Below are 23,541 nucleotides of genomic sequence, written 5' to 3'. Positions count from 1 at the left end.
CCGTAAAGCAGAATCTCAACACTCAGGACAACGAAGTCCCCTCGAACATCGGAGTGCACATGCCTCGGACTGACACCACGGAGCTCACGCTCGCGGAGGCGCCAGGACTCAGCGGAAGGATGCTGCGCGGCGTTGAGCGCGTCGGCAACCGCCTCCCGCATCCGTTCTACCTCTTCCTCATCCTCGCCGGCCTCGTCGCCGTCGCATCCGCCATCGCCGCGGGCCTCGGCGCGACGACGCTCGACCCGGCCACCGACGAGATCGTGCCGATCCAGAGCATCCTGTCACCGGATGGCCTCGTGTACGCGGTCTCGAGCGCGATCGAGAACTTCGTCACGTTCCCGCCGTTCGGCCTCATCATCACCGTCATGCTGGGCATCGGCGTCGCCGAGCGCACCGGCCTCCTGAGCACCTTCATGCGAGCGACGGTGCTCTCGGCCCCGAAGTGGTCGGTGACCTTCGTCGTCGTGTTCGTGAGCCTCATGGGCAACCTCGCCTCCGACTCGGCCATGGTGATCCTCCCCCCACTCGCAGCGGCGGCGTTCCTCGCCGCGGGCAGGCACCCGCTCGCAGGCTTCATCACCTCCTACGCCGCCGTCGTGGCCGGGTTCAGCGCCAACATCGTGCCAGCCGGCACGGACGTGCTCATGTCGGGAATCACGACGAGCGCCGCGCAGATCGTCGACCCTGGCGCCGAGGTGTCCGTGGTCGCGAACTACTACTTCTTCGCGACCTCGACGGTCATCCTCTCCGTGGTCATCACGTTCGTCTGCCAGCGCTTCCTCGAGCCGAAGCTCGGCACCTTCGTGCCCAACACCGACGCCCTGCCGAGCGCACTCACGCCTGACGCCGACCCGCAGCCCGTGACCGCCAGGGAGCGGCGCGCGCTCCTGGTCGCCGCGGTCGCGATCGTCACCTACCTGGCCATCCTGGCGACGCTCCTGCTGCTGCCCGGCTCGGCCCTGCAGGGCGAGGGCGGCGAGATCCTCCGCTCCCCGTTCATGTCGAGCATCCCGATCTTCATCCTGCTCATGTTCCTCATCGGCGGGGTCAGCTACGGCATCGCCTCCGGCACACTCACGACCTGGGGGCAGGTGCCGAGCATGATGACGGACGCGGTGAAGGAGCTCGTCCCGTTCATCGTCGTCATCTTCACGGCCGCTCAGGCCATCGCATGGTTCTCCTGGTCGAAGCTCGGCCTCCTCATCGCGACGGGCGGCGCCACCGCGATGGAGGCGACGGGGCTCGGCGGCATCGGCGGCCTGATGATCTTCAGCGTCTTCGTCTTCCTCCCCGCGCTGCTCCTCGCCAGCGGCTCCGCACTGTGGACGCTCCTCGCACCCATCTTCGTGCCGATGTTCATGCTCAACGGCGTCGACCCCGCCTACGTGCAGGCTGCGTTCCGCATCACGGACTCCGCGTCGAACCCGCTCGTGCCGATGAACCCGATGCTGCCCGTGGTGCTCGGCCTCATGCAGAAGTGGGCGCCGAAGGGTGGACTCGGCACGCTGTTCAGCCTCGTCATGCCGTTCACGATCGCGATCTGGGGCGTCTGGCTCCTGCAGCTCCTCGTGTGGGGCATCTTCGACCTGCCGGTCGGCCCCGGACACAGCCTCATGATGGGCGGCTGATGCCGACCGACCGCAGCCGATCTCCCAGAACCCCGATCCCACCCAGTGGAGGAACACCGCATATGAACACCAGCACAAGCATCCGAACGGACAACGTCCCCGCCATCGTCGACGAGCTGAGCGCGCAGCTGCCAGCGCGACTGCCCCTGCTGGTCGACGTCGCCGCCGACCTGCACGCGAACCCCGAGATCCGCTTCACCGAGGTGCACGCCGCAGCGAGGCTCACGTCCGAGCTCGAGTCGGCGGGTTTCGCCCTCGAGCGTGGCTTCGCCGGCCTCGACACGGCCTTCGTGGGCCGCTGGTCGACCCCGGATGCGGGTGAGGACACCCCCACGATCGCCGTATTCTGCGAGTACGACGCCCTCGAGGGCATCGGGCACGCGTGCGGGCACAACATCATCGCGGCGAGCGGACTCGGCGCGGGCATCCTGCTCAAGGACGCCCTGACCGCCGCCCCCGGCACTCCCGCCCACGTCGTCGTGATCGGCAGCCCCGGCGAGGAGGGTGCCGCAGGAAAGGTGCCCATGATCGAGGGCGGCGTGCTGGACGGCATCGACCTCGCGATCATGGTGCACCCGGGGGCCACCAACACCGTGGGCGGCTCCACGCTCTCCCGAGTGGCACTCGACGTCACGTTCACGGGGCGCGCCAGCCACGCTGCTGCGAGCCCCGAGACGGGCATCAACGCGCTCGACGCCTCCACGCTGTCGCTGACCGCCATCGGGCTGCTCCGCCAGCAGCTCACGGACGACGCCCGAGTGCACGCCATCGTCACGGATGGCGGCCAGGCGCCCAACATCATCCCGGAGCGCACGGCGCTGCGGATCTTCATCCGCGCGGCCGAGCGCGACCACCTGCTCGAGAACGTCGTGCCGAGGGTCCGCGCCTGCTTCGAGGGGGCCGCGATCGCAACCGGGTGCACGGTGCTGATCGAGGAGAACACGCCTGCCTACTACTCGCTCATCTCGAACCCCGTGCTGGCGGACATCGCCCATTCGGCCTTCGATCGCCTGGGCCGTGAAGTGGGCGAGGAGCCCATAACGGGCTCCACCGACATGGGCAACGTCAGCCACGTCGTGCCGTCGATCCACCCGATGATCCAGCTCATCCCGGACGGAGTTGCGCACACGCGCGAGTTCGCGGCAGCCGCGGGCGGCCCGAACGCCGCTGCGACCATCGCGGACGGCGCAGCCATGCTCGCCGCGACTGCACTCGCCGTGTTCCGCGAACCGAGCCTCGCGGTCGAGGCGAAAACGGCGTTCGACGCACGCTGACCGATCCTGCGGCGGGCCCCCGACACTGCTGCGACGAAGCCCCTCGGATGGACACTGGGTCCATCTCGAGGGGCTTCTTCGCGCCCAGCCAGTCGAGCAGAGCGGCGGGCGCTACTCGCGTCCCCGGTTCGTATCGGCTGGCGGCGCCCAGTCCGACTGCTGCTGACCGTGGTTCGGCGCCTGTCCGTCGCGCTGCGGCGGCACCTGGCCGTAGTGCTGTGCCGGTGCCTGGCCGTACTGCTGCGCCGGAGCCTGGCCGTAGGCCTGGCCGGCTGCGTCGCCGTAGGTCTGCATCGGCTGCTGCGCGGCCTGCTGGGCGAGCTGCGCCTGCTGCTGCGCGTAGAGCTCGTAGGCGGCGCGCGCCGCTTCCTCCTTGCGCTGCTTGGCGGTCACGAGCGGCGCAGTCGTCGTCTCGACGTCTTCCTTCTTGGCACGCCAGATGACAAACGCCGCGACGATCGCGAGGAACGCAGCAGGGAGGAGCATGATCGGGCCACCCGCACCCTCCGAGCGGTCGATGCCCTCGCTGAGCTGCCCCGTGAGCACGGAGGGGATGAACAGCATGACGTTGTTGGCCGCGTGGATGAGCACGGCGCTCTCGAGCCCACCCGTGTACTTGACGGTGACCGACATGATGACGCCGAAGAAGAAGTAGTACCCGATGAGCCACCAGTCGCCAGCCCCGTGGGCGAGGCAGAACAGCGTCGCGGAGACAGCGGTGCCGATGATGAAGGAGAGCTGCGGTGAGGCGAACCAGGAGCCGGCCGCGCGCTGGAAGCCGCCGCGCGCCACGTACTCTTCCGACGCGGCCTGGAAGGGCGTCGTCAGCAGCACGAACACGAGCATGAGCATCGCCGTGCCGTCGATGTTGACCTCGGCTGGCTCGAGCAGGAACAGCCCAGCCGAGTAGACCGCGAAGACCGGGACGATGACCAGGGCGAGCTTGCGGAACCACGCCCACCGGAAGCGGCCCGTGACCGACGAGATGGTGCCCGGCCGGACGCCGAAGAGCATCCGCTGGCCGAGGTACGCCAGCGGGAGGAGCGCCGCGAGCGCCAGGTTGTTCGTCACGAAGATCGCGGGTGTCATGGGGACGATGCCGCTCTCGACGGCGTCCATGAGCTGCTGCTGGCTGATCTCCCCGGTCAATGTCGAGATCAGGATCCCGAGACCGCCGATGGTCATGGAGCTGATGAAGAAGCCGACGACGAGGAACGCGATGAAGAGGAGCCCCCTCCACCATCCCTTGCCGCGGCCGATCGGGCTCAGCGCATGGTCGTACGTGAGTCTGCTGCTGCCGGTCGCGGGTTGCTCGGTGAGCGGTGCACTGCCGGTCGGGGTCGGAGTCATGCCGTGGTTGCTCATGCTTCGACGCTACCGACGAGCGGATGCCCGGGGATCAGCCGCACGATTGATTCCTCATCCGGTCTCTCCGCTGCGCGAGGGAGGCGCCCGGGGTGCGGCTACGTCAGCGCTTGTGGGCGACGAGGTCGCGCAGGAGCAGCCGGTCGACACGGTTGCCGTCGCCGGCCAGCCAGTCGCCGACCTCGCGCAGCAGCGATTCCGTGGTGGCGAGCCTGACTCGCTGCCAGGTGAGCGCGTTGTCGACCTCGAGCGCCCCCTCACGTTCCGCGACGACCGTCATCCACCCCCGAACCACCGACATCTCGCCGAACAGCTCGTGGAATCGCTCGACGGCGTGCGGGAACTCCGCCGCGGGCGAGGAGAAGGCGACGCCGTTGTGCGTGAGCTCGCCGTCTGCCGAGATGCCGTAGGTGCCCGGCGCCCAGAGCTCGTCGTTGATGAGCGCCACGCGGCGGCCGCTGATCACGGCGTGCGCGATCGATCCGGTGCCCTGGCCTGGAACCCGGAGGCCATGCACGATGCGCACGCCTGGGATGCGGAGGAGCTGGGCGAGGGGCTCGCCGACCGAGCGCTGCGCGAGGAATGCCCGCATGGGGTTCGTGCCGCCCGCGGTTCCGCCGGCGTCCATCGCCGTCTGGCCTGGTTCACCCCAGACTCGCCTGCCGTCACCCGCCGGGGGCGCGGACTCGTTGGCGAGCTGGACGAGGAGTCGTTCGCGGGTCACCGCGACGCGGCGCTGCGTGAGGCCGGACCAGGCGAAGTAGCCGGACACTGCAGCTGCGAGGTAGATGGCGGCCTGCACGAGCAGGCTCGCGAACGCCGGGTTCTGCATGCCTGCAGTCGTCGCGAACAGGGACATGACACCGAGCGTCGCCGACAGCACGCCAGCGACGACGGCCACCACGAGCGTCACGAGCCACAGCACGAGAGCCCAGCGCTGGGCTCGGACACGCAGTCGCAAGGTCAGCCAAGCCGCGCTGACCGCCACGTAGGCGAGCACCGCGGGCCACATGGTCGGCTCCTCCCCTGGCCCGAACGTGGGAACCGTGAGGCGCACGAACGACGCGTCGATCAGGAGCAGGAGCGCACCGATGACGACGATCGCAGCGTGAATCGAGACCGCCATCAGCTCACGGCGCGTGTACGGACGCTTCGCGGCGACCGCAGGCGGCCAGTAGGCGGGCTGCTCGGGCCAGCGCGTGCGGAACCACGCCATGCGCCGCACGTCGAAGACCTGCGCGGGGATGCGCGACGGCGGCGGTGCGTCCCGCGTCGCCGGCTCTGCGTGGGCGCTGCGACGAGGGGCGGAGGCGGCCGAGTCCCGCTTCGTGCTGGCGCGAGGGGGCGTGCGGAATCGCCCGCCGCCACCGGCTGAGCGCCTGCTCGTCGGAGCCCATTGCGCGCGCTGCTGGGTGCGGACATGACGCGAGCCGCCACCGGCGAGCCACGCATCGTGCTCCCGCCGCGTCGTCTCGTCGGTCAGTACCTCGACCGCCAGTCGCACCCTGACGAAGTCGTCGGAGCTGCCGCCGAGGTCGGGGTGGGACTCTCGCTGCCTCGCACGCCCGACGCGACGGACCTCTTCGAGGGACGCCGTTCTGGAGACGCCGAGCACGAGGTAGAGGTCTTCTGTGAAGACGTGCCGTCGACCGCTCATGGCCGTCCCTCCCGCTCCTGGTTCAAGTGCCCAAGCCTACGCAGTGATCGCCTCGTCGCCCGTCGCCGTGCGGGCGAGCGCGAGTGTGGACTCAGGAGTTCTCTGCGGCCAGCTCAGCGGATCGGCGCCGGTTCGCGTCGAACGCACGCTCGAAGAGGCCGGCGAGGTCGGCGTCCTGCAGCACCGCGACGGAGCGCTCGGTTGTTCCCTTGGGGCTCGTCACCCGCCGACGCAGCTCGGACGGCTCGGTCTCGGGATCGCGGACGACCATGCCGACTGCGCCCTCGAACGTCCCGACGACCAGCTGCCGCGCGAGCTCCTCGTCGAAGCCGAGGCGCCTGGTCGCCTCGAGGTACTGCTCGATGAGCAGGAACACGTGCGCTGGCCCCGAACCGGAGACCGCGGCAAGCGCATCGATGCGGTCCTCGTCGATGATGGCCACCCTGCCGACGCTCTCGAAGAGCGCGACGGCGACCGCGAGCGCGGCCTCGCCTGTCGAGTCGTTCGCCGCGAGGCCCGTGACGCCGAGACCGATGCTCGCGGGCGTGTTCGGCATCGAGCGAACGATCTGCGCGCCGTCGGGAAGCCGTGCCGCCAGGCTCTCGAGACGCACGCCTGCCGCCACGGAGATGACAACCGCGTCCGGCTTGAGCGCCGGCGCGATCTCGTCGAGCAGCTCGCCGATCAGGTAGGGCTTGACGCCGAGGACGACGACGTCAGCTTCTTCGACCGCGGCGAGGTTCGCACGCGCATCGGACTCGAGCGCCGTCGTCGTGACCCGGTCGTCGCTCTCGCCTGCCGCCGCCGATGCCGCGGACCTCGTCGTGACGTGGACCCGTGCCCCTTCGCCGAGGGGCGCATCCAGCAGCCCGCGCAGGATCGCGCCGTTCATGTTGCCGCCGCCGAGGAACGCATAGGTGAGTGCCGTCATACCGGGATTGTACGGATGCACCACCGACATTCGCCCGCCGTGCGCCCTCGCGCGCCGCCTCCCCGCTGCCCGAGGACAGGGTCGGTCGAAGCCGCGTCGGCGTCGCGACTGTACGGATGCACCATGAAGGACGCCGCGATGCAGCACCTGCTCTGAGACGCGCCAAGGTGGCCTCGGTATGCTGGCCGTTACTCGTCACCGTCGAAGGGGAACTCGTGCCGAATCAGGAACTCGCCGCTCACATTCGCGAACTGCTGCTCGAAAACGTGCACGTGGGCGAGGTGCTCCAGGTGCGCAGCGTGGAAGTCGATGACCGCGTGACGCTCGTGGGAGTCCGCGTCTCGGTGCTGAACCTGCCGCAGGTGCTCGATCTGCCTCCCGTCCTCGCTCAGCTCCGCGCGCTCGTGCGCGAGGCCGCCCCGCACGCGGAGTCGATCTTCGTCGAGCCCGACGTGACCGAGCGACACAACGTGCACGTGAGCACCGAGTCGATCGTCATCCGCTCCGTCGATTGACCAGCGCGAGCGCCGGAGCGCTCAGTCGCGGAAGAACCCGCGCACGAGCGCCGCGCATTCCACCTCGCGTACCCCGGCGATGACCACCGCACGCTCTGGCAGCCTCCGGTCGCGCACGAGGTCGTAACGCGAGCCGACGGCGCCTGCCTTGTCGTCCCAGGCGCCGTAGACGAGCGTGCCGACCCTCGAGGAGAGGATCGCCCCAGCGCACATGGCGCAGGGCTCGAGCGTGACGACGAGCATGCATCCGTCGAGCCGCCAGCTGCCGAGGTGCTCGGCCGCGCGCCTGAGCGCGAGCACCTCCGCGTGCCCCGTCGGGTCCCCGGTCAGCTCCCGCTCGTTGTGCGCCGTGGCGATGACCTCGCCCGTAGCGTCGGTGACGACCGCACCGATGGGCACGTCGGCGCTCGCGAGCGCCAGCTCGGCCTCACCGAGGGCGATTCCCATGAGCTCGTGCAGGCGCTCGTCGACGTGGAGTGACACGCCGCCCATCTTCCCATCACGGCCACGATCTCATCGACCGGATGTCACCGGGACGCCTCCAGCATCGTTACTCTGTATTTCATGCGCCTGCACGTAGCCGACCACCCGCTCATCACCCACAAGCTCTCGGTGCTGCGGGACGAGAAGACCTCGTCGCAGCAGTTCCGCTCGCTGGTCGAAGAGCTGGTGACCCTCCTCAGCTACGAGGCGACCCGCGACGTCCGCACCGAGTCGTACGAGCTGCAGACCCCGGTCGCGAAGACCACTGGCCTGCGCATGACGGACCCCGTTCCCCTGGTCGTCCCGATCATCCGCGCGGGCCTCGGCATGCTCGACGGGTTCCTGAAGCTCGTCCCCAACGTCGAGGTCGGCTTCCTCGGCATGCGCCGCAACGAGGAGACGCTGCAGCCGGAGACCTACGCCAAGCGCCTCCCCGAGAACCTCGCGAACCGCCAGTGCTTCGCCCTCGACCCGATGCTGGCGACAGGCGGTTCACTTGTCGCCGCGATCGACTTCCTGTTCGACGCGGGGGCAGTCGATGTCACGGCGATCTGCATCGTCGCGTCCCCGGAAGGCATCGAGAAGATGCGTGAGGCGTTCGCCGACAAGAACGTCACGGTGGTCGTCGGAGCCCTCGACGAGGGACTCAACGAAGACGGCTTCATCGTGCCGGGACTCGGCGATGCGGGCGATCGCCTCTACGGCGTCGCGGAATAAACTTCGCGTCATCTGTTGACATGTGCCGTCACGGGGAAAGATACTGGCGGCATGACGAACCTCTCGCGACCCCTGACCGCCATTTCGGCGACGGGAACCGCTGGCATGATGATGCCCAGCAGCGTGATGTGCTGTCGAATGTGCCGCTGACTCCGGAACTCACCCTCCGTCGAGTCGCCGCATTTCCCGCCCCCTTCTCTCATGACGGCCTGTCCCATGGAGAAGGAGCCCTGCGCCCCTTGGGCCAGCGTGGTCGCGCTGCTCTCTGCACCCGACCGCATCCCGCCGAGGCTCCAGCCCCTCGGCACCGTCCGCGAACCGTCGCGGGCAGCACCCGCCCGCAGGTGGGTGCCATGAGCATCATCACCTCGAAGGACTTCCTCCCATGTCGCTTGCTACCGACTTCCGCCGCCCTCGCACCCTGAATGCCGTGACCCAGATCCCAGAAACTCCTCGCCCCGCCTACGTCCAGGCGGTCCCCGCCGCGCCTGAAGCGCGCGGCTTCGTCCTCTACGTCGGTCTCGACGAAGCGAAGGCCAACCTCGACGGAACGACGCTCACCGAGCTCGTCGAAGCGCTCAAGCGCGTCACCGCCGAGGTCGCCCCGCACGCCGAGACGCACGCAGCCGTTGCCCTGGCTCCGAAGGGCGCCGGCGGTCGCGATGTCGACGTCGTCCGCCTCGCACTGCAGGACCCTCAGGCGCTCGCTGCCCGCGGGGTCGAGGAGGACCACCTGCCGGACTCCGCTGAGGGGGTCACGATCGACACGACTCGCAAGCGCGTGAGCGTCTCCGGTGAGAACGCGGGCCTCACCTACAAGGAGTTCGAGCTCCTCCAGGCGCTGGTGCTGCGCGAGGGACGCACCGTCGACCGCACCGAGATCATCGACATCCTGTGGCGCGACAGCGACGAGGAGCGCCCGAACGAGCGCACCATCGACGTGCACGTCCGCCGCCTCCGCTCCAAGCTCGGTGCCTACGGAGACATCGTCCGCACGGTCCGCGGCACCGGCTACCGCTTCGACCGTCACGCCGACGTCGAGGTGCTCTACCCGAACGCACAGTCACCCGACCGCCTCTGATCGGCCTGGCCCCATCCCCCGCCGGGACCGGGCCTCTGCGCCGCATTGCGGCGAGTGGATGCGGCCTCTCGCGCCGCGTGGTCGCGCCGGATTCCGTCGCCTGATGTACTGGCCAGTACACTGCAACGGAAGCTGACGAGACGACGAAGCTGGAGGCCGGATGCCGACGACGAGCAACCCAGTGGAGGCTTGGGAGTCCCTCTTCCGAGCCCAGGTCTCGATAATGCGAGAGCTCCGCAGCGAGTTCTCGAGCAATTCCATGTCGATGAACGAGTACGACGTGCTCTTCAACGTCGTGCGGGAGCCGCAGGGACGCATCCGGCTCCGCGACCTGAACCGCAACGTGCTGATCACGCAGTCCTCGGTGTCGAGGCTCGTCGATCGGCTGGTGCAGCGCGGGTTCCTCGTGAAGATCGACGACCGGCTCGACCTGCGATCGACGCTCATCGAGGTCACGACGGAGGGCCGCGCCGAGTTCACTCGTGCGGCGCGCACGCACATGCGCAACATCCAGGAGCGGATGACCAGCTCGCTCGACGCGGACGAGCTCCGCACTCTGCAGCACCTCTGCACGAAGCTCCGAGTCGGCCAGACGGGTGGTCGCGGGCGTGACTTCGGCGCCTGATTTCGCATGGGCCGGTGCTGCTTCCGCCGCACCGCTCGATGCGGCGACCGCCAACACGCTCGCCCACGGACTCCAGGTGCTCGCCGACCCGACGAGACTGCGCATCCTGTCTCTCGTGGCCGCGAATCCGGACCGTCCGACGACCGTGACGGAACTCGTCTCAGCGCTCGGATGCGCGCAGTCGACTGCCTCGCACCACCTGCGGATCCTCGTTGACGGCGGGTATCTCACCTACGAGCGCAGCGGCACGTGGGGGCTGTATCGCCTCGAGGCGACGAAGCTCCAGGCGACGTCGGCAAGCATCCGTCCCCGCTGAGCCCGACGCCGAGCCTCCCAAGAGGCGAGAGCCTCGAGACGCAGGCCGGGACGGGCCGACAGCCCCCGCCCTGTCCGCCTCAGCCCTCGAGGTGGCGCTCGTCGACGCCGTTGTAGACGGCGAGCGGGCGGATGAGGGAGTTGGCTCCGGCCTGCTCCATGATGTGAGCCGTCCATCCCGTGATGCGCGCCGCAGCGAACAGGGGCGTGAAGGTCGGGGTGTCGAAGCCCATGAGGTGGTAGACGGGACCCGCCGGATAGTCGAGGTTCGGCTTGATGCCCTTCCGCTCGCCGAAGCTCCGCTCGAGCGCCTCGGAGAGCTCGAGCAGGTCACGTCGGTCGTAGTGCTCGGCGAGGCTCTCGAGGGCGGCGTGCATGGTGGGAACGCGTGAGTCGCCGTTCTTGTACACGCGGTGCCCGAATCCCATGATCTTCTTCTTGTTCGCGAGCGCGTCATCGAGCCAGGCCTCGACGTTGGCCGCGTCGCCGATCTCCGCGAACGTGTGCATGACCGCTTCGTTCGCGCCACCGTGCAGGGCGCCCTTGAGCGCGCCGATCGCGCCCACGACCGCCGAGTAGAGGTCTGCCGTGGTCGACGTGATGACGCGTGCCGTGAACGTGGAGGCGTTGAAGGAGTGCTCGGCGTACAGCACCATCGAGACGCGGAAGGCATCGACGACCTCGGGGGCGGCCTCCTCCCCGAACGTCATCCAGAGGAAGTTCTGCGAGTAGTCGAGGTCGTCGCGAGGCTCGACGAGCTCCAGGCCGTGCCTGCGGCGCTGGTCGTAGGCCACGATCGCGGGGAGCGCAGCGAAGAGGGCCTTCGCCTTCGCGAGCTCCGCCTCGGGCGACGGGTCGTCCGCGTCTGGGTCATTGGCGCCGATGACGCTCACGGCCGTCCGCACGACGTCCATGGGATGCGCCGTGACGGGCAGGACATCGATGATGGAGCGCACGTTGTCGGCGAGCGCCCGGCCCGAGCGCTCCTGCGCTCCGAACTCGGCGAGTTCCGCCTCGCTCGGCAGCTCGCCTCCCCACAGCAGCAGAGCGACCTCCTCGAAGCTCTTCTGCGCCGCGAGCTCCTGCACCGGGTAGCCGCGGTAGAGCAGGGAGTTGGTCTCCGGGTTGACCTTCGAGATGGCGCTGTAGTCGACGGGCACCCCTGCGAGGCCCTTGTAGATCTCCTGCTCAGTCATCGTTGACCTGCCCTTCCTTGTGTGCCGAACGCTGCTGTCGTCAGCGCTTGACGGTGAAATTGAACACTCCGCTGTCGAAGTGGTTATACCCCTCGTAGTCGACAAGCTCGTACAGCTCCGCGCGGTGCTGCATCTCGTCGAGCTTTCCCGTGAGCGTTCCGTGGCTGATGAGCTCGTCGAGCGCCCCTGCCGTCGCGCCCATCGAGATGCGGAGGGTCGAGACGGGCCAGATGACGAGGTTCATGCCGACGTCGGCGAGCTGCTGCACCGTGAAGAGCTCGCTCTTGCCGAACTCGGTCATGTTGGCGAGCAGCGGCACGTCGACGGCCGCGCGCATGGCCGCGAACTCCTCGAGCGATGCCATCGCTTCGGGGAAGATGGCGTCGGCGCCCGCGTCGACGAGCTTCCTGGCGCGGTCGATGGATGCGTCGAGCCCGTCGACCGCGCGGATGTCGGTGCGCGCCATGACGAGGAAGTTGGGGTCTCGCCGCGCATCCACGGCCGCCCTGATGCGCTTGAGCGCCGTCTCCTCGTCGACGACCTGCTTGCCGTCGAGATGCCCGCAGCGCTTCGGGTTGACCTGGTCTTCGATGTGCATGCCCGCGAGGCCGGCGTCCTCGAGTTCCTGCACGGTGCGGGCGACGTTCATGGGCTCCCCGAAGCCCGTATCGGCGTCGATGATGGCCGGCAGCTCCGTCATGCGGGCGATCTGCCTGCCACGCCCTGCGACCTCGCTGAGCGTCGTGAGCCCGATGTCGGGCAGGCCGAGGTCGGCGGAGAGCACGGCCCCGGAGATGTACACGCCCTCGAAGCCCTTCTGCTCGATGAGGCGAGCCGAGAGCGGGTTGAAGGCGCCAGGGAAGCGCAGCAGCTCCCCGCTGGCGAGACGCGCGCGGAACACCGCGCGCTTCTCGGCGGGGCTGGTCTTGGCGTACAGCATCAGAAGATCCCTCCGCCTTCGTTGAACTCGATGACGCCGGGCGACGCGACGAAGCCGAGCTGACCCAGCTCACCTGGGGCGAGCTCGGGGAGCCGCTGCACGGTGTCGAGGAAGCGCTCGATCTCGTGGTCCTCCACGACCTCTGCGGCGAGGGTGCGGAACTTGTGGATGTACTCGGCCCTCGCGAACGGCCGCGCGCCGAGCGGGTGCGCGTCGGCGACGGCGATCTCGTCACGGATGACGGTTCCGTCGGCGAGCAGGATCTCGACGCTCCCGCCGAACGCCTTCTCGGCGATGTCAAGCGAGTGGTAGCGGCGGGTCCACTCCGGGTCCTCCTCGGTCACGACGCGCTTCCACAGCTCGACGGTGTCGGGCCTGGCGGCACGCTCCGGCGCGTAGGAGCCCACGTGGTGCCAGGCGCCGTCCTGCAGCGCGACGGTGAAGATGTACGGGATCGAGTGGTCGAGGGTCTCGCGGCTGGCAGTCGGGTCGTACTTCTGCGGGTCGTTCGCTCCGGAGCCGATCACGAAGTGCGTGTGGTGGGAGGAGCGGATGAGGATGCGCTCGATGCGATCGGGCGCAGTCGCGAGCTGGGGGTGCTCGTTGTGCAGCTTGCGCGCGAGGTCGATCCAGGCCTGCGCCTGGTACTCGGCGGAGTGCTCCTTCGTGTAGCTGTCGAGGATCGCGAGCTTGGACTCTCCTGCGGCGGGGAGGGGCACCTGGTAGCGCGCGTCCACACCTCCCAGGAGCCAGGCGATGACGCCGTCCTCGCCCTCGTAGATGGGGGTGGGGCTGGTCTGGCCGCGCATGGCACGGTCGACGGCCTCGACAGCCATCTTCCCCGCGAAGGCCGGCGCGTGCGCCTTCCAGGTCGAGATCTCGCCCTTGCGCGACTGACGTGTGGCCGTGGTCGTGTGCAGCGCCTGCCCGATGGCCTGGAAGATGGTCTCCGCGTCGAGCCCGAGGAGCGTCCCGATACCGGCCGCCGCCGACGGGCCGAGGTGGGCGACGTGGTCGATCTTGTGCTTGTGCAGGCAGATGCCCTTGGCGAGGTCGATCTGGATCTCGTAGCCGGTCGCGATGCCGCGAACGAGCTGCTCACCGGAGATGGCTCGCTGGCCCGCGAGGTGCTGGGCGACCGCCAGGATCGGCGGGATGTTGTCGCCAGGGTGCGAGTACTCGGCGGCGAGGAACGTGTCGTGGTAGTCGAGCTCACGTACCGCGACGCCGTTCGCCCAGGCCGCCCATTCCGGTGAGGTTCGCTGCGCGTCTTCGAGCCCGAAGAGCGTCGAGCCGGCGCCGTGACGCGAGACGCCGTGCGCGAGTGCCTGGTCGCGGGCGGCGACGATGGGGGCTCTGGTGAGCGAGGCGGCCGCGACTGCGGCGTTGTCGATGACGCGGTTGATGACCATGTCGGTCACCTCGGCCTGGACGGGGACGGGGTCGGCGGCGACCTCGGCGATCTTCCACGCCAGCTGGTCGCGGCGCTCGAGGTTCTCGTCGCTGCGGTGGACTCGGACGTCGTGGAGATTCACGTGTGGAGGATCCCTTCTGGAGGAGTTGGTCGTGGAGCGCTCGGCTGCAGGGAGGAGAGCGCGGTCGTGAGGCTGCGGTGCAGGTGGACGTGGGTCGCGTGCGAGGCGAGGCGAGGATCGCGGGCGAGGATCGCGTCGACGACGCTGAGGTGCTCGCTCGCGGCTTCGCGCAGGCGTTCGGGGTTGTGGCTCGCGAGCCTGCGCACTCGCGAGGAGTGGAGGCGGCAGGATTCGAGCGCGACGCTGAGGTAGTCGCTTGCCGCGGCCTCGTCGATGGCGCGGTCGAGCGCGTCGACGAGTTCGAAGTAGTCGGCGATGCCGGCCTCCCCGAGCTCGAGGAGCTCGGGTGCGTGCAGCAGGCGGATGCGGATGGACTCGAACGGCTTCTCGTCTCGGCGCATCGCCGCGAGCGCGGCGGCCTGCGTCTCGAGCGCCTCCCGCAGCTCGTAGAGCTGGACGACACGTTCTGGGCTGATCTCGGAGACGAGCAGCACTCTCGGCGACTGGCTGCGCACGAGACCGTCGGCGAGGAGTCTCGTGAACGCACCGCGGACCGGCGTGCGAGACACCTCGAGGCGGCTTGCCTGCTCGACCTCGGTGAGCACCGTCCCGGGCAGAAGCGCGCCCGCGAGGATCTCCTCACGGAGTACCGCGTAGACCCGGTCGCTGGCGAGCATGGTTCCCCCTCGTTTGGACACCCCTCAATGTATGCACAGTCGGCCCATTGAGCAACGATTCTGCCCGAACTGCCAGGCTATGCATACATAGGTGCATCCCCACTCGTGCCCGCAGTCGCCGAGGCCGCTCCAGCGCTCGCCGCGCCGAGTCGTGCGGAGCCGCTTGTGCTCTAGCCTTGGAGAAATTTCCTCAGAAGAAGGCTTCTTGATGCCCGATATTCGCAGCACAGCGACTGATCTCTTTCGCCGCAATCCCGTCATGTGGGCCTTTTCCGTGGCAATCGGCCTTCTCCTGGCTGCGCTTCTCGCGACCACCGTCATTCAATTGCAGTCGGTGGTTCTCTCCGTCTTCATCGCATTCTTCATCACCCTCGGACTCGACCCGCTGATTCGACTCCTTCAGCGCCTCGGACTCAAGCGAGGAATGGCGATCATCTCCGTGATCGTCGTCTTCATCCTCATCGTCGCCGGGCTCATCTGGATCGTCGTGCCCATTCTGGTCAACCAGATCACCTCCCTCGCGACGACCATTCCTCAAGAGATCACCAGGATCAACAACGAGGGCTGGTTCGACACGGTCAACAAGGCCACGAACGGCGCCGCCACCAACGCCCTCGACTGGGCGCAGAACACGGCGACCGACCCGAACACCTGGGCGACCGTCGGCGGCGGCGCCCTGAAGGTGGGGACGACGATCGTCAACGGCGTCAGCACCGGACTGTTCGTCTTCATCCTCACCCTGAACTTCATCGCGACACTCGGCAGCATCAAGCAGGCGGGCTACTCGCTCATCAACGCCTCGGTCCGCCCCCGCTTCGAGGAGTACGCGGAGCGGATCATGGCCTCGGTCGGCTCATACCTCAACGGGATGGTGGTGCTCGCCTTCATCAACGCGGTGTTCAGCGGGCTCCTGCTCTGGATCGTCGGCGCGCCGTACCCGTTCATCGTCGCGGTCATCTGCTTCTTCATCACGCTGATCCCGCTCATCGGAACCATCATCACCACGATCTTCATGACCGTGATCGCACTGTTCGCCTCGCCCATCGCGGCACTCATCGTCCTCGTCGCGATGCTCGTCTACATGCAGGTCGAGGCGTACATCCTCACGCCGCGCGTCATGTCGAAGGCCGTGCAGATCCCCGGTTCCCTCGTCCTGATCGCCGCCCTCGCGGGTGGAACGCTGCTCGGGCTCGTGGGTGCCCTCGTCGCGATCCCGCTCGCCGCCGGCATCGTTCTGCTCGTGCGCGAGGTCGTCATCCCCAAGAAGGCGCGGAGCTAGCCGACCCGCTCGGTCTCACGCGGCTTCGATGACCTCCCCGCCACCGGAGCGTCTGGTGATGAAGTTCATGACGAGCCCACCGAGCAGCGCGACGAGCGTCGCGAACAGGACCGCTTCGAGTCGGTAGACCCCGAGGGCGAAGGTGGAGAGCTCCGTGGCGGCCGTCAGCAGGATGGCGGGCGTCAGGAAGAGCACGAACAGCGCGTATTCTCCGGCATTGACGTACGCGACGCACAGCACGAGGAAGAGGCCGGCCAGGACGAGCGGAATCGGCTGCGGAAGCATGGACGCGAGCATCGCGAGGAGCACCCCGGCGACCGATCCGAGCACCCTGAGGTAGCCGCGTCTCGCGCGCTGGTCGGCCCCCACGGCGAGGATCACACTGAACGAGAGCAGCGTCCAGTCGCGGTAGGGGAACTCCAGCAGCTCGGAGGCGAACACGATGAGGAAGGATCCGCCCGCGGTGACCGCGCCGTAGGCGATCCGGTCGACGAGCGGCGACCCCGGGTCGTGGGCGTGCGCCCTCGCCTTCACGAGCGCGGCGAAGCCGACGACGACGCCCGCACCGATCGCGGACCCCAGCATCGCCTGCCAGAGTTCGGCGCCCGACTGCGAGAGCGCTGCGAACGCCAGCAGGTTCACGGGAGACCGCGTGAGGAAGGCCGTCTCGCCGACCGTCACGAAGGCCTGCACGAGGCAGACGAAGACCACTGCGGCGAGTGTCACCCAGAGCCCGAGACCCCCGACCGCGAAGCCGAGGGCTGCGATGGCGAGTGACCAGCCCACGGAGAAGAGCCGAGCCCGCCAGCTCCCCGCGCGGATGATCGAGAGCAGGAAGAGGATCGTCAGGTAGCCGGATGCGGCCGTGTTCGGGCCGATGAGGAACTGGCTGGCCCCGAGGATGAGCGCCGCGACGGAGACCAGGGCGACCGCGACCAGGAGCTGCTTGGCTGAAAGCGCGGCCCTGACCGCGCCGTCAGCTGACATCGGGACCCTCCCGCACGATGCTCTCCCCTTCTCCGACCCCTGATGCGACAACAGCGGGCACCCCGAGGAGGGGCACCCGCCGTCGTGCTCGGACTAGCCCTTCTTGCCGACGAGGTCCTGCACGAGCGTCTTCACGGCGAGGAAGTCGTCCTTCTTGTTCGCCACGAACTCCAGCGCCTTGACGCCGTCCGCGAGCACTTCCGTCGCCTCCGGCCCGACGTCGGTGAACTTGTGGCTCACGTTGCCGGCGAGTCCGCCCTCGAGCGCGAGCTGACCGACGAGGTCGAGCTTGAGCACCTTGGATCCCTCGGCGAAGCTCACCTCGTCGAAGTCCACCCAGACGATGTTGGGACGGGTCGTCGACTCGAACACGTAGCGCTTGTTCGTGAGGTCGAGCACCACCTGCCAGATCGTCTGCGACGCGTCCGGCTTGCCGGGCTCCGGCGTCCGGAACGGCTGCGCCGCGTTCCGGATCATGCTGAACATCGCGGCGATCGCATCCAGCTGCGTCTTGGGCTGCACCTGGTGCTCGACGTAGAAGGACGCGCGAGCGAAGCGGTCGCTCGCGAGCGTCGACCCCGGCAGCGGCTGGTCGCCGCCGAGCCCCTCGATCTTCTTCGCGAGCTCGAGCTGCTTGTCGTAGGTCGGGGAGTTCGTCATGACCTTGTAGTCACGGCTGTGGTACACCGTCGGCTTGCCGCTCGTGTACTCGATGATGGCCGAGTCACCCGTGGCGTCGTTGATCGCGAGGTGCAGGGTCGGGACGAGGTGACCGGTCGGGTCGAAGAGCTGCGAGATCTGCACCTGCGACTTCTTGGTCCACGCGACGGCCTCCTCGACCGTCGCGAAGTTGTCGAGGTAGTACTGCAGCCAGACCGACTGGCTCAGCTGAGTCGTCTTGTCGTTCGGCTTTCCGTACTCCGACTCGGCGAGCCACAGGATGTGCCCTGCGAAGCCCTCCTCGTTCATCCCGTCGGTGGCGATGAGGTCGAAGGCCGTCGCCACGATGCTGCCGTACTTGGCCGTCCAGGTGAGGTTCCCCTCGACCCCGTCGGCCCGTTCGATGCCGCGCGGGTACTTCCAGAGGTTCGTGAGGAGATCCATGTGGAAATCCATGTTGCGGCCGACGATGACGGACCCGTTGGCGTCGGGCCACACAATTCGAGTGCACATGTTCGTTGACACGTCCTTTCGTAAGGGGAACTGCTCTGCACGCCGACGCGGATGCGACGGCGGCCGGTGCGCGTGCGGGTCAGGCGATCGCGTCGTCGCCGCGGGCGTGGACGCGAGCGTCCTTGGTGGCCGGGATCAGGTTGAAGTCGGTCAGCAGCTGGCCGAGCTCGGTCTGATCGAAGCGGTTGACGAGGTGGCGCTTCGCGAAGCTCGGCCCGGGGATGTCGAGCTGTTCGCCGTCGCGCAGGACGTTCGTCGAGTGCAGCAGGAACCGGAGGTCGTACGTCGAGTTGAAGACCTCCGGAACACCGCGTTCGACGCCGAGGAGCTCGTAGGTCGCCTCCATGGCGGTGCGCACGGAGTACTCCGTCGTGAAGATGCAGTCTCGCGTCGTCTCGGCGAACTGACCGATGAAGGCGAAGTTCACGCTGCCCTTCGGGACGACGGCCGGGCGGTCGCCTGCCTTCCTCGGCATGAAGAAGGAGGTGACGTACGGCATCATCACCGGCACCGTCTTGACGCCGGTGGCGGCGAGTTCGGGGATCTCGTCGACGGGGACCCCCAGGTGGAAGAGCCACTCCTGGGTGATCTCCTCACCCGTGCAGTCCTGCATGCTCTTCTTGACGAAGGCTCCTGGGGTGTCGACGAAGAGGCCGTAGATCCAGACGACGATCTCGGTCGGCTTCTGCGCCTTGAAGTGGGGCTGGCGGTTGACCGTCCAGCTCATGAGCCACGGCGAGTCGCGTGCCGTGACGATGCCACCGGTCACGACCTTGCCCGAGAACGGGTCGCGCTCCGCGATGCGCTCGATGTACTCGGGGACGCGAGCGTCGAGCGTCGTCGCCGTCGCCGATTCCCACTTCGACTTCTGGATGTCTCCGCAGAACACCTCGGGGCGGCCGAACGCCTCGTCGCGTGCGGCGATCTTGCGCCAGAGGTCCCAGGCCGGAGCCGGGCCCGTGTTGAGTCGGGCCGCGGTGGCGTGGTCGCCCTGGTCGGAGTTCTCCGTCAGCGATCCGATGGTGATGTACGCCAGGTCGTTCTTGCTGAGGTCGACGCCGCCCTCCTCGCCGTCGCGGACCCACTCGATGCGGGTCGCCTGCTTCTTGTCACCCGTGATGTCGAACTGCACGTCGGTGACCTTGGTTCCGTACTGGAAAGTGACGCCGCGCTCGAGCAGCCACTTCTGCATGGGCAGCACAAACGACTCGTACTGGTTGTACTTCGTGAACTTGAGGGCCGACATGTCGGGGAACCCGCCGAGCTGGTGCACGAAGCGGTGGAGGTAGAGCTTCATCTCGAGGGCCGAGTGCCACTCTTCGAAGGCGAACATCGTGCGCCAGTAGAGCCAGAAGTTGCTGTCGAGGAATTCGGCGCTGAACACCTCGTCGATCCGCTTGTCCTCCATCTGCGCACGCGTGGCGAGGAAGACACCGACGATCTCCTTCTGCGCCTTCTCGGACAGACCGAACTTGAAGTTCGTGCCTGCGTCCTGGCCCTGCTTCTCCGTGACCCGCCTCTTCGTCGAGTTCGGGTCGTCGATGTTGAGCCAGTAGAACTCGTCGAGCACGCTGGCGTCCTCGATCTCGAGCGATGGCACGGTGCGCAGGAGGTCCCAGAGGCACTCCATGTGGTCCTCGAGCTCGCGGCCACCGCGGATGACGAATCCCTTCTCGGGGTACTTGATGCCATCGAGTGCGCCGCCGGCGATGTTGAGCTCTTCCAGGATGGTGATGCGGTCGCCGCTCATCTGCCCGTCGCGGATGAGGAAGATCGCCGCAGCGAGGCTCCCGAGACCTGCGCCGACGAGCCAAGCGCTCTTGTCATCGACACCCTGCGGCTTGCGCGGGCGTGCGAATGCTTCGTAGTTTCCACTGCTGTAATGCATAGTCGACTCATTTCCCGCCGGCTCGTGCAAATGGCCAGGATAATATGCCATCATGATTTGTCCGACGTTATCGAAGTATATGTTTGACCCTTTTGCACCGATAAGAGATGCGAGTTATTTCACCCGCCCACTAACCCTTCCTCTCACCCGCGGATGAGGAATTCGAGACCTCATCGACGGGAGACTTCTCGGCCCGCGCCAGCTGAATCACCCCGGTGATAGCGACGGCACCTGCCGCGAGGAATGCGACGACCGCCCAGAGCGGGGCATTCGTCGCCTCATGCAGGATCACGATGCCGAGGACAACCGCGATCGTGGGGTCGATGACCGTGAGCCCCGCGACGACGACCTCCGGTGAGTTGTCGAGGTGCGCGCGCTGGACGAAGATCACGGAGAGGGCCCCGGCGATTCCGATGCCGAGGATGCTGGCGATGGTGAGGATGTCCGTCGAGTTGAACGGCATCTCGTGGGCCTTCAGAATGGCCTGCACCCGGAGGATGACGGTCTTTCCGAGCGTCGCGACGAATGCGGAGTAGACCCCGCCGAGCAGCACCCACAGCAGCGGCGGCGTCGGACGGCCCTTTCCCAGCACTTCGACGATGCCGGTCGCGACGAGCACGCCGCCGAGCGTCACGAGCACGGCGACCAGCTGCGCGTCCTCGATTGGCTGCTGCGTGCTCACGATCGCGGCGACGACGACGAATCCGCCGACACCGACGACGCACAGCAGGATCGACCGGATGATGGCTCTCGACGGCCGCGTCTTGCGGAAGATGCTCGTCAGGACGACGGAGAACACGAGCGCCGCCACGCCGATCGGCTGCACGACGATCAGCGGCGCGAACGCCAGGCTGCCGACCTGCACGAGCATCGCGACGACCAGCGCGATGCTCCCGAAGAGCCAGATCCGATTCCGCAGCACGTGGACGGCCGCATCCTTGCGGCTGCTGGACCTCGTCTCCGCGAGGTGGACGCCGCGCGATTGGAGCAGATTGCCAACGGCCATGAAGGCGGCGGCGGCCAGGGCGAGCGCGATGCCGATGAGCATGGCCTAGGCGCTCCGTCCGACGCTGGCGCTGTCGCGAGCCGGAGTCGCACCGGCCTTCATGGCCCCTGGCAGGACGACGAGGGACGCGAGGAAGAAGCAGACCGCGCCGATGAAGGTGCCCCACGTCGCCAGCGAGGCGTTGATCGTCGCCCCGCCAGGGAGGATGTAGGCGCCGACCGCGGAGGCGCCGAAGGCCACGCAGCCGACGAAGTTGATGACCACGGACCAGGACGCGCTCGAGCGCACGCTCCACGTCTGGTTCGTGTGCGCGAACGCGATGAAGGCGACGCATCCGCTCACGAGAAACGCGACCGACCCGCCCGCGTCCGGGTTCCACACGAGCTTCTCCTGGCTGGTCAGCGACTTGGCGTGCAGCGCCGCTGTCGTGCTGACGTTGAAGAGCAGCGTCCCAAACGACTGGGTGGACGCCGTCAGCCACTCGGCTCTCACCATTCGACCGGGGGCATAGGAGACGGGAACGGCCACCGCGCCGCTGAGGAAGAGCTGGATGAGGCCGGCTGAGGTGAAGAACCATGCCCCGACGAAGAAGAACAGGTTCGAGAGCTGCGAGCCCATCTGCTCGCTGAGCACCGGCGCGGAGCCCAGCGCGAAGAGCGCGGAGCCCACCATGAAGAGCCAGCACTGCTTGACGACGGTCGGCACGAGGAGCTTCCCCGTGGCACCGAGGGGTCCCGTGTGTTCGCGAGGGGAGGTTGCTGCGCTCGTCATGTCGGTGGGTTCCGTCTCCTGCTCGTGGGCGGCGGGCCGGCGGGAGAGCAGCTCGGCTCCCCCGCGCGGCCGCTGATCTCAGTGGTGGAAGTGCACGCCGCGGCCCGCTTCGCGCGGCAGCGGCGTCTCGAGCGAGTCGAGGTACTCCACGTCACCGCGGATGTCCGCGAGGAGCGACGACGCGAGGTCGCGGCTGAGGCCGACCTTGACGACGATGCGCTGGAGGATGACGTCGCCCATGTTGTCGGCCATGGGGTACGCGGGCACGAGCCAGCCCTTCATGCGGAGCCGGTCGGCGAGGTCGTAGAGACTCCAGTTGCCGGTGTGGCCGTCTTTCAGCACCCAGGCGAAGACGGGGATCGTATCTCCGCGGCTCACGAGCTCAAACGGCCCCATCTTCTCGATCTCCGAGGAGAGGTAGGTGGCGACGTCGATCGAGTTCTGCTGGACGAGCCGGTAGCCCTCGCGACCGAGGCGGAGGAACTGGTAGTACTGCAGCAGGACCTGGGCGCCCGGGCGGGAGAAGTTCAGGGCGAGGGTCGGCATGTCGCCGCCGAGGTAGCTGACGTGGAAGATCATGCTCTCGGGGAGCACCGCCGTGTTGCGCCACACCACCCAGCCGACGCCGGGGTAGACGAGGCCGTACTTGTGGCCGGACGTGCTGATCGAGTTCACCCGGTCGATCCCGAAGTCCCAGCCGAGGTCCGGCTGGCAGAACGGCGCCACCATCGCGCCGGATGCGCCGTCGACGTGGATCTTCACGTCGTTGCCGGTCGCGGCCTGGATCTCGTCGAGTTTCGCGGCGATCGCCACGACGTCGTCGTAGAGACCGGTGAAGGTCTGTCCAAGGATCGCGACGACGCCGATGGTGTTCTCGTCCACGTACTTCTCGAGATCGTAGCCGTCGAGCACCAGGTGGTCGGGCGACACGGGCACGTATCGCGCCTCGATGTCCCAGTAGTTGCAGAACTTCTCCCAGACGACCTGCACTGCGGCCGACATGATGAGGTTGGGCTTCTCGGTCGACTTGCCCTCCGCCTTCCGCTTCTCCTGCCAGAGCCGCTTGAGCGCCAGGCCGCCGAGCATGCAGGCCTCTGACGATCCGATCGTGGAGGTGCCGATGGTGTCAGCGGCGTCCGGGACGTTCCAGAGGTCGGCGAGCATCCGCCAGCAGCGGTCTTCGATGGCCGCCGTTCCCGGGTACTCGTCCTTGTCGATCATGTTCTTGTCCGCGGCCTCGGCGTAGAGCTTCTTCGCCTCGTCGTCCATCCACGTCGACACGAACGTCGCGAGGTTGAGGCGCGAGTTGCCGTCGAGCATGGCCTCGTCGTGCACGATCTGGTAGGCCGTCTCAGGGAGGCTCTGGTCTGCCGGCAGCTTGAACTTGTCGAAGACCGTCGCCTCGCCGGGTCGAACGAAGACGGGGTTGACGTCGAGATCCGGGTTGATGTTTCGGTGGTGGCCGTTGCTGGTGCTTTTCTCCATGGGAACTCTC

The 23,541-nt window shown here is 67.8% G+C and carries 22 protein-coding genes; 8 read left to right on the top strand and 14 right to left on the bottom strand.

Annotation, left to right across the window (positions count from 1 at the left end; translation table 11 throughout):
- Window positions 1-59: 59 nt before the first annotated feature.
- Together ITJ61_RS13650 and ITJ61_RS13645 are read left to right on the top strand one after the other, a co-directional pair.
- Complete coding sequence (locus ITJ61_RS13650) at window positions 60-1,631, top strand: AbgT family transporter (protein ID WP_104243477.1); 1,572 nt, start codon at window positions 60-62, stop codon at window positions 1,629-1,631.
- 62 nt (window positions 1,632-1,693) lie between these two features.
- A complete protein-coding gene (locus ITJ61_RS13645; RefSeq protein WP_181065032.1) occupies window positions 1,694-2,905 on the top strand; it encodes a M20 family metallopeptidase in 1,212 nt (403 codons plus the stop codon).
- 111 nt (window positions 2,906-3,016) lie between these two features.
- On the opposite strand, the gene ITJ61_RS13640 is transcribed toward ITJ61_RS13645, so the two are convergent.
- The 3 genes from ITJ61_RS13640 to proC form a co-directional block, all read right to left on the bottom strand.
- Complete coding sequence (locus ITJ61_RS13640; protein WP_194686445.1) at window positions 3,017-4,270, bottom strand: CPBP family intramembrane glutamic endopeptidase; 1,254 nt, start codon at window positions 4,268-4,270, stop codon at window positions 3,017-3,019.
- A 103-nt stretch (window positions 4,271-4,373) separates the two neighbouring features.
- Window positions 4,374-5,927: a DnaJ domain-containing protein gene (locus tag ITJ61_RS13635; protein WP_104243483.1), complete on the bottom strand. Its 1,554-nt coding sequence runs from the start codon at window positions 5,925-5,927 to the stop codon at window positions 4,374-4,376.
- Between the two features lie 91 nt (window positions 5,928-6,018).
- Window positions 6,019-6,858 (bottom strand): pyrroline-5-carboxylate reductase, encoded by an 840-nt coding sequence (gene proC / locus ITJ61_RS13630; protein ID WP_104307611.1) that lies wholly within the window; start codon window positions 6,856-6,858, stop codon window positions 6,019-6,021.
- Window positions 6,859-7,073: 215 nt separating this feature from the next.
- Here proC and ITJ61_RS13625 point away from each other — a divergent pair, with 215 nt between their 5' ends.
- On the top strand, window positions 7,074-7,373 hold the full coding sequence (locus tag ITJ61_RS13625; RefSeq protein ID WP_146080122.1) for a hypothetical protein: 300 nt from the start codon (window positions 7,074-7,076) through the stop codon (window positions 7,371-7,373).
- A gap of 21 nt (window positions 7,374-7,394) precedes the next feature.
- On the opposite strand, the gene ITJ61_RS13620 is transcribed toward ITJ61_RS13625, so the two are convergent.
- A complete protein-coding gene (locus tag ITJ61_RS13620; protein WP_323744360.1) occupies window positions 7,395-7,856 on the bottom strand; it encodes a nucleoside deaminase in 462 nt (153 codons plus the stop codon).
- Between the two features lie 81 nt (window positions 7,857-7,937).
- Here ITJ61_RS13620 and upp point away from each other — a divergent pair, with 81 nt between their 5' ends.
- The 4 genes from upp (at window position 7,938) to ITJ61_RS13600 (ending at window position 10,595) form a co-directional block, all read left to right on the top strand.
- The gene (gene upp, locus ITJ61_RS13615; RefSeq protein WP_104243489.1) at window positions 7,938-8,573 is read left to right on the top strand and encodes a uracil phosphoribosyltransferase; all 636 of its coding nucleotides are present in this window, start codon (window positions 7,938-7,940) and stop codon (window positions 8,571-8,573) included.
- Window positions 8,574-8,958: 385 nt separating this feature from the next.
- Window positions 8,959-9,654: a winged helix-turn-helix domain-containing protein gene (locus tag ITJ61_RS13610; protein ID WP_104243493.1), complete on the top strand. Its 696-nt coding sequence runs from the start codon at window positions 8,959-8,961 to the stop codon at window positions 9,652-9,654.
- Window positions 9,655-9,814: 160 nt separating this feature from the next.
- Window positions 9,815-10,279 (top strand): MarR family winged helix-turn-helix transcriptional regulator, encoded by a 465-nt coding sequence (locus tag ITJ61_RS13605; protein ID WP_104243495.1) that lies wholly within the window; start codon window positions 9,815-9,817, stop codon window positions 10,277-10,279.
- Complete coding sequence (locus ITJ61_RS13600; RefSeq protein WP_181058082.1) at window positions 10,263-10,595, top strand: ArsR/SmtB family transcription factor; 333 nt, start codon at window positions 10,263-10,265, stop codon at window positions 10,593-10,595. The genes ITJ61_RS13605 and ITJ61_RS13600 overlap by 17 nt, the downstream gene beginning before the upstream one ends.
- Before the next feature lie 79 nt (window positions 10,596-10,674).
- Here the strand turns inward: ITJ61_RS13600 and ITJ61_RS13595 are convergent, their stop codons facing one another.
- The 4 genes from ITJ61_RS13595 to ITJ61_RS13580 are packed head-to-tail and all read right to left on the bottom strand — an operon-like array spanning window position 10,675 to window position 14,942.
- On the bottom strand, window positions 10,675-11,790 hold the full coding sequence (locus tag ITJ61_RS13595; RefSeq protein WP_194686444.1) for a bifunctional 2-methylcitrate synthase/citrate synthase: 1,116 nt from the start codon (window positions 11,788-11,790) through the stop codon (window positions 10,675-10,677).
- Between the two features lie 40 nt (window positions 11,791-11,830).
- A complete protein-coding gene (gene prpB / locus ITJ61_RS13590; RefSeq protein WP_194686443.1) occupies window positions 11,831-12,730 on the bottom strand; it encodes a methylisocitrate lyase in 900 nt (299 codons plus the stop codon).
- Entirely contained in the window at window positions 12,730-14,265 is a 1,536-nt protein-coding gene (locus ITJ61_RS13585) for an MmgE/PrpD family protein (protein ID WP_194686442.1), read from the bottom strand. The genes prpB and ITJ61_RS13585 overlap by 1 nt, the downstream gene beginning before the upstream one ends.
- Entirely contained in the window at window positions 14,262-14,942 is a 681-nt protein-coding gene (locus tag ITJ61_RS13580; RefSeq protein WP_194686441.1) for a GntR family transcriptional regulator, read from the bottom strand. Before ITJ61_RS13580 ends, ITJ61_RS13585 begins: the two co-directional genes overlap by 4 nt.
- Window positions 14,943-15,216: 274 nt before the next feature.
- Between ITJ61_RS13580 and ITJ61_RS13575 the strand changes: the two genes are divergently transcribed.
- Window positions 15,217-16,221, top strand: a complete 1,005-nt coding sequence (locus tag ITJ61_RS13575) for an AI-2E family transporter (protein WP_181059726.1) — start codon at window positions 15,217-15,219, stop codon at window positions 16,219-16,221.
- 15 nt (window positions 16,222-16,236) lie between these two features.
- On the opposite strand, the gene ITJ61_RS13570 is transcribed toward ITJ61_RS13575, so the two are convergent.
- From ITJ61_RS13570 to ITJ61_RS13545, 6 genes are all read right to left on the bottom strand, one after another.
- Complete coding sequence (locus tag ITJ61_RS13570; protein ID WP_194686440.1) at window positions 16,237-17,208, bottom strand: FUSC family protein; 972 nt, start codon at window positions 17,206-17,208, stop codon at window positions 16,237-16,239.
- Between the two features lie 93 nt (window positions 17,209-17,301).
- Complete coding sequence (locus ITJ61_RS13565) at window positions 17,302-18,381, bottom strand: linear amide C-N hydrolase (protein WP_104330190.1); 1,080 nt, start codon at window positions 18,379-18,381, stop codon at window positions 17,302-17,304.
- 79 nt (window positions 18,382-18,460) lie between these two features.
- Complete coding sequence (locus ITJ61_RS13560) at window positions 18,461-20,269, bottom strand: oleate hydratase (protein WP_194686439.1); 1,809 nt, start codon at window positions 20,267-20,269, stop codon at window positions 18,461-18,463.
- Between the two features lie 130 nt (window positions 20,270-20,399).
- The gene (locus tag ITJ61_RS13555) at window positions 20,400-21,317 is read right to left on the bottom strand and encodes a DMT family transporter (protein WP_194686438.1); all 918 of its coding nucleotides are present in this window, start codon (window positions 21,315-21,317) and stop codon (window positions 20,400-20,402) included.
- Window positions 21,318-21,320: 3 nt separating this feature from the next.
- The gene (locus ITJ61_RS13550; protein WP_194686437.1) at window positions 21,321-22,046 is read right to left on the bottom strand and encodes a hypothetical protein; all 726 of its coding nucleotides are present in this window, start codon (window positions 22,044-22,046) and stop codon (window positions 21,321-21,323) included.
- A gap of 78 nt (window positions 22,047-22,124) precedes the next feature.
- The gene (locus ITJ61_RS13545) at window positions 22,125-23,531 is read right to left on the bottom strand and encodes a glutamate decarboxylase (protein WP_104307604.1); all 1,407 of its coding nucleotides are present in this window, start codon (window positions 23,529-23,531) and stop codon (window positions 22,125-22,127) included.
- Between the last annotated feature and the right edge of the window lie 10 nt (window positions 23,532-23,541).

The sequence above is a fragment of the Pseudoclavibacter sp. VKM Ac-2888 genome (assembly GCF_015351285.1).
Classification (GTDB): domain Bacteria; phylum Actinomycetota; class Actinomycetes; order Actinomycetales; family Microbacteriaceae; genus Pseudoclavibacter.
Note: the sequence above shows the minus strand (reverse complement) of the source record. Positions and strands in the feature narration are given on the sequence as shown.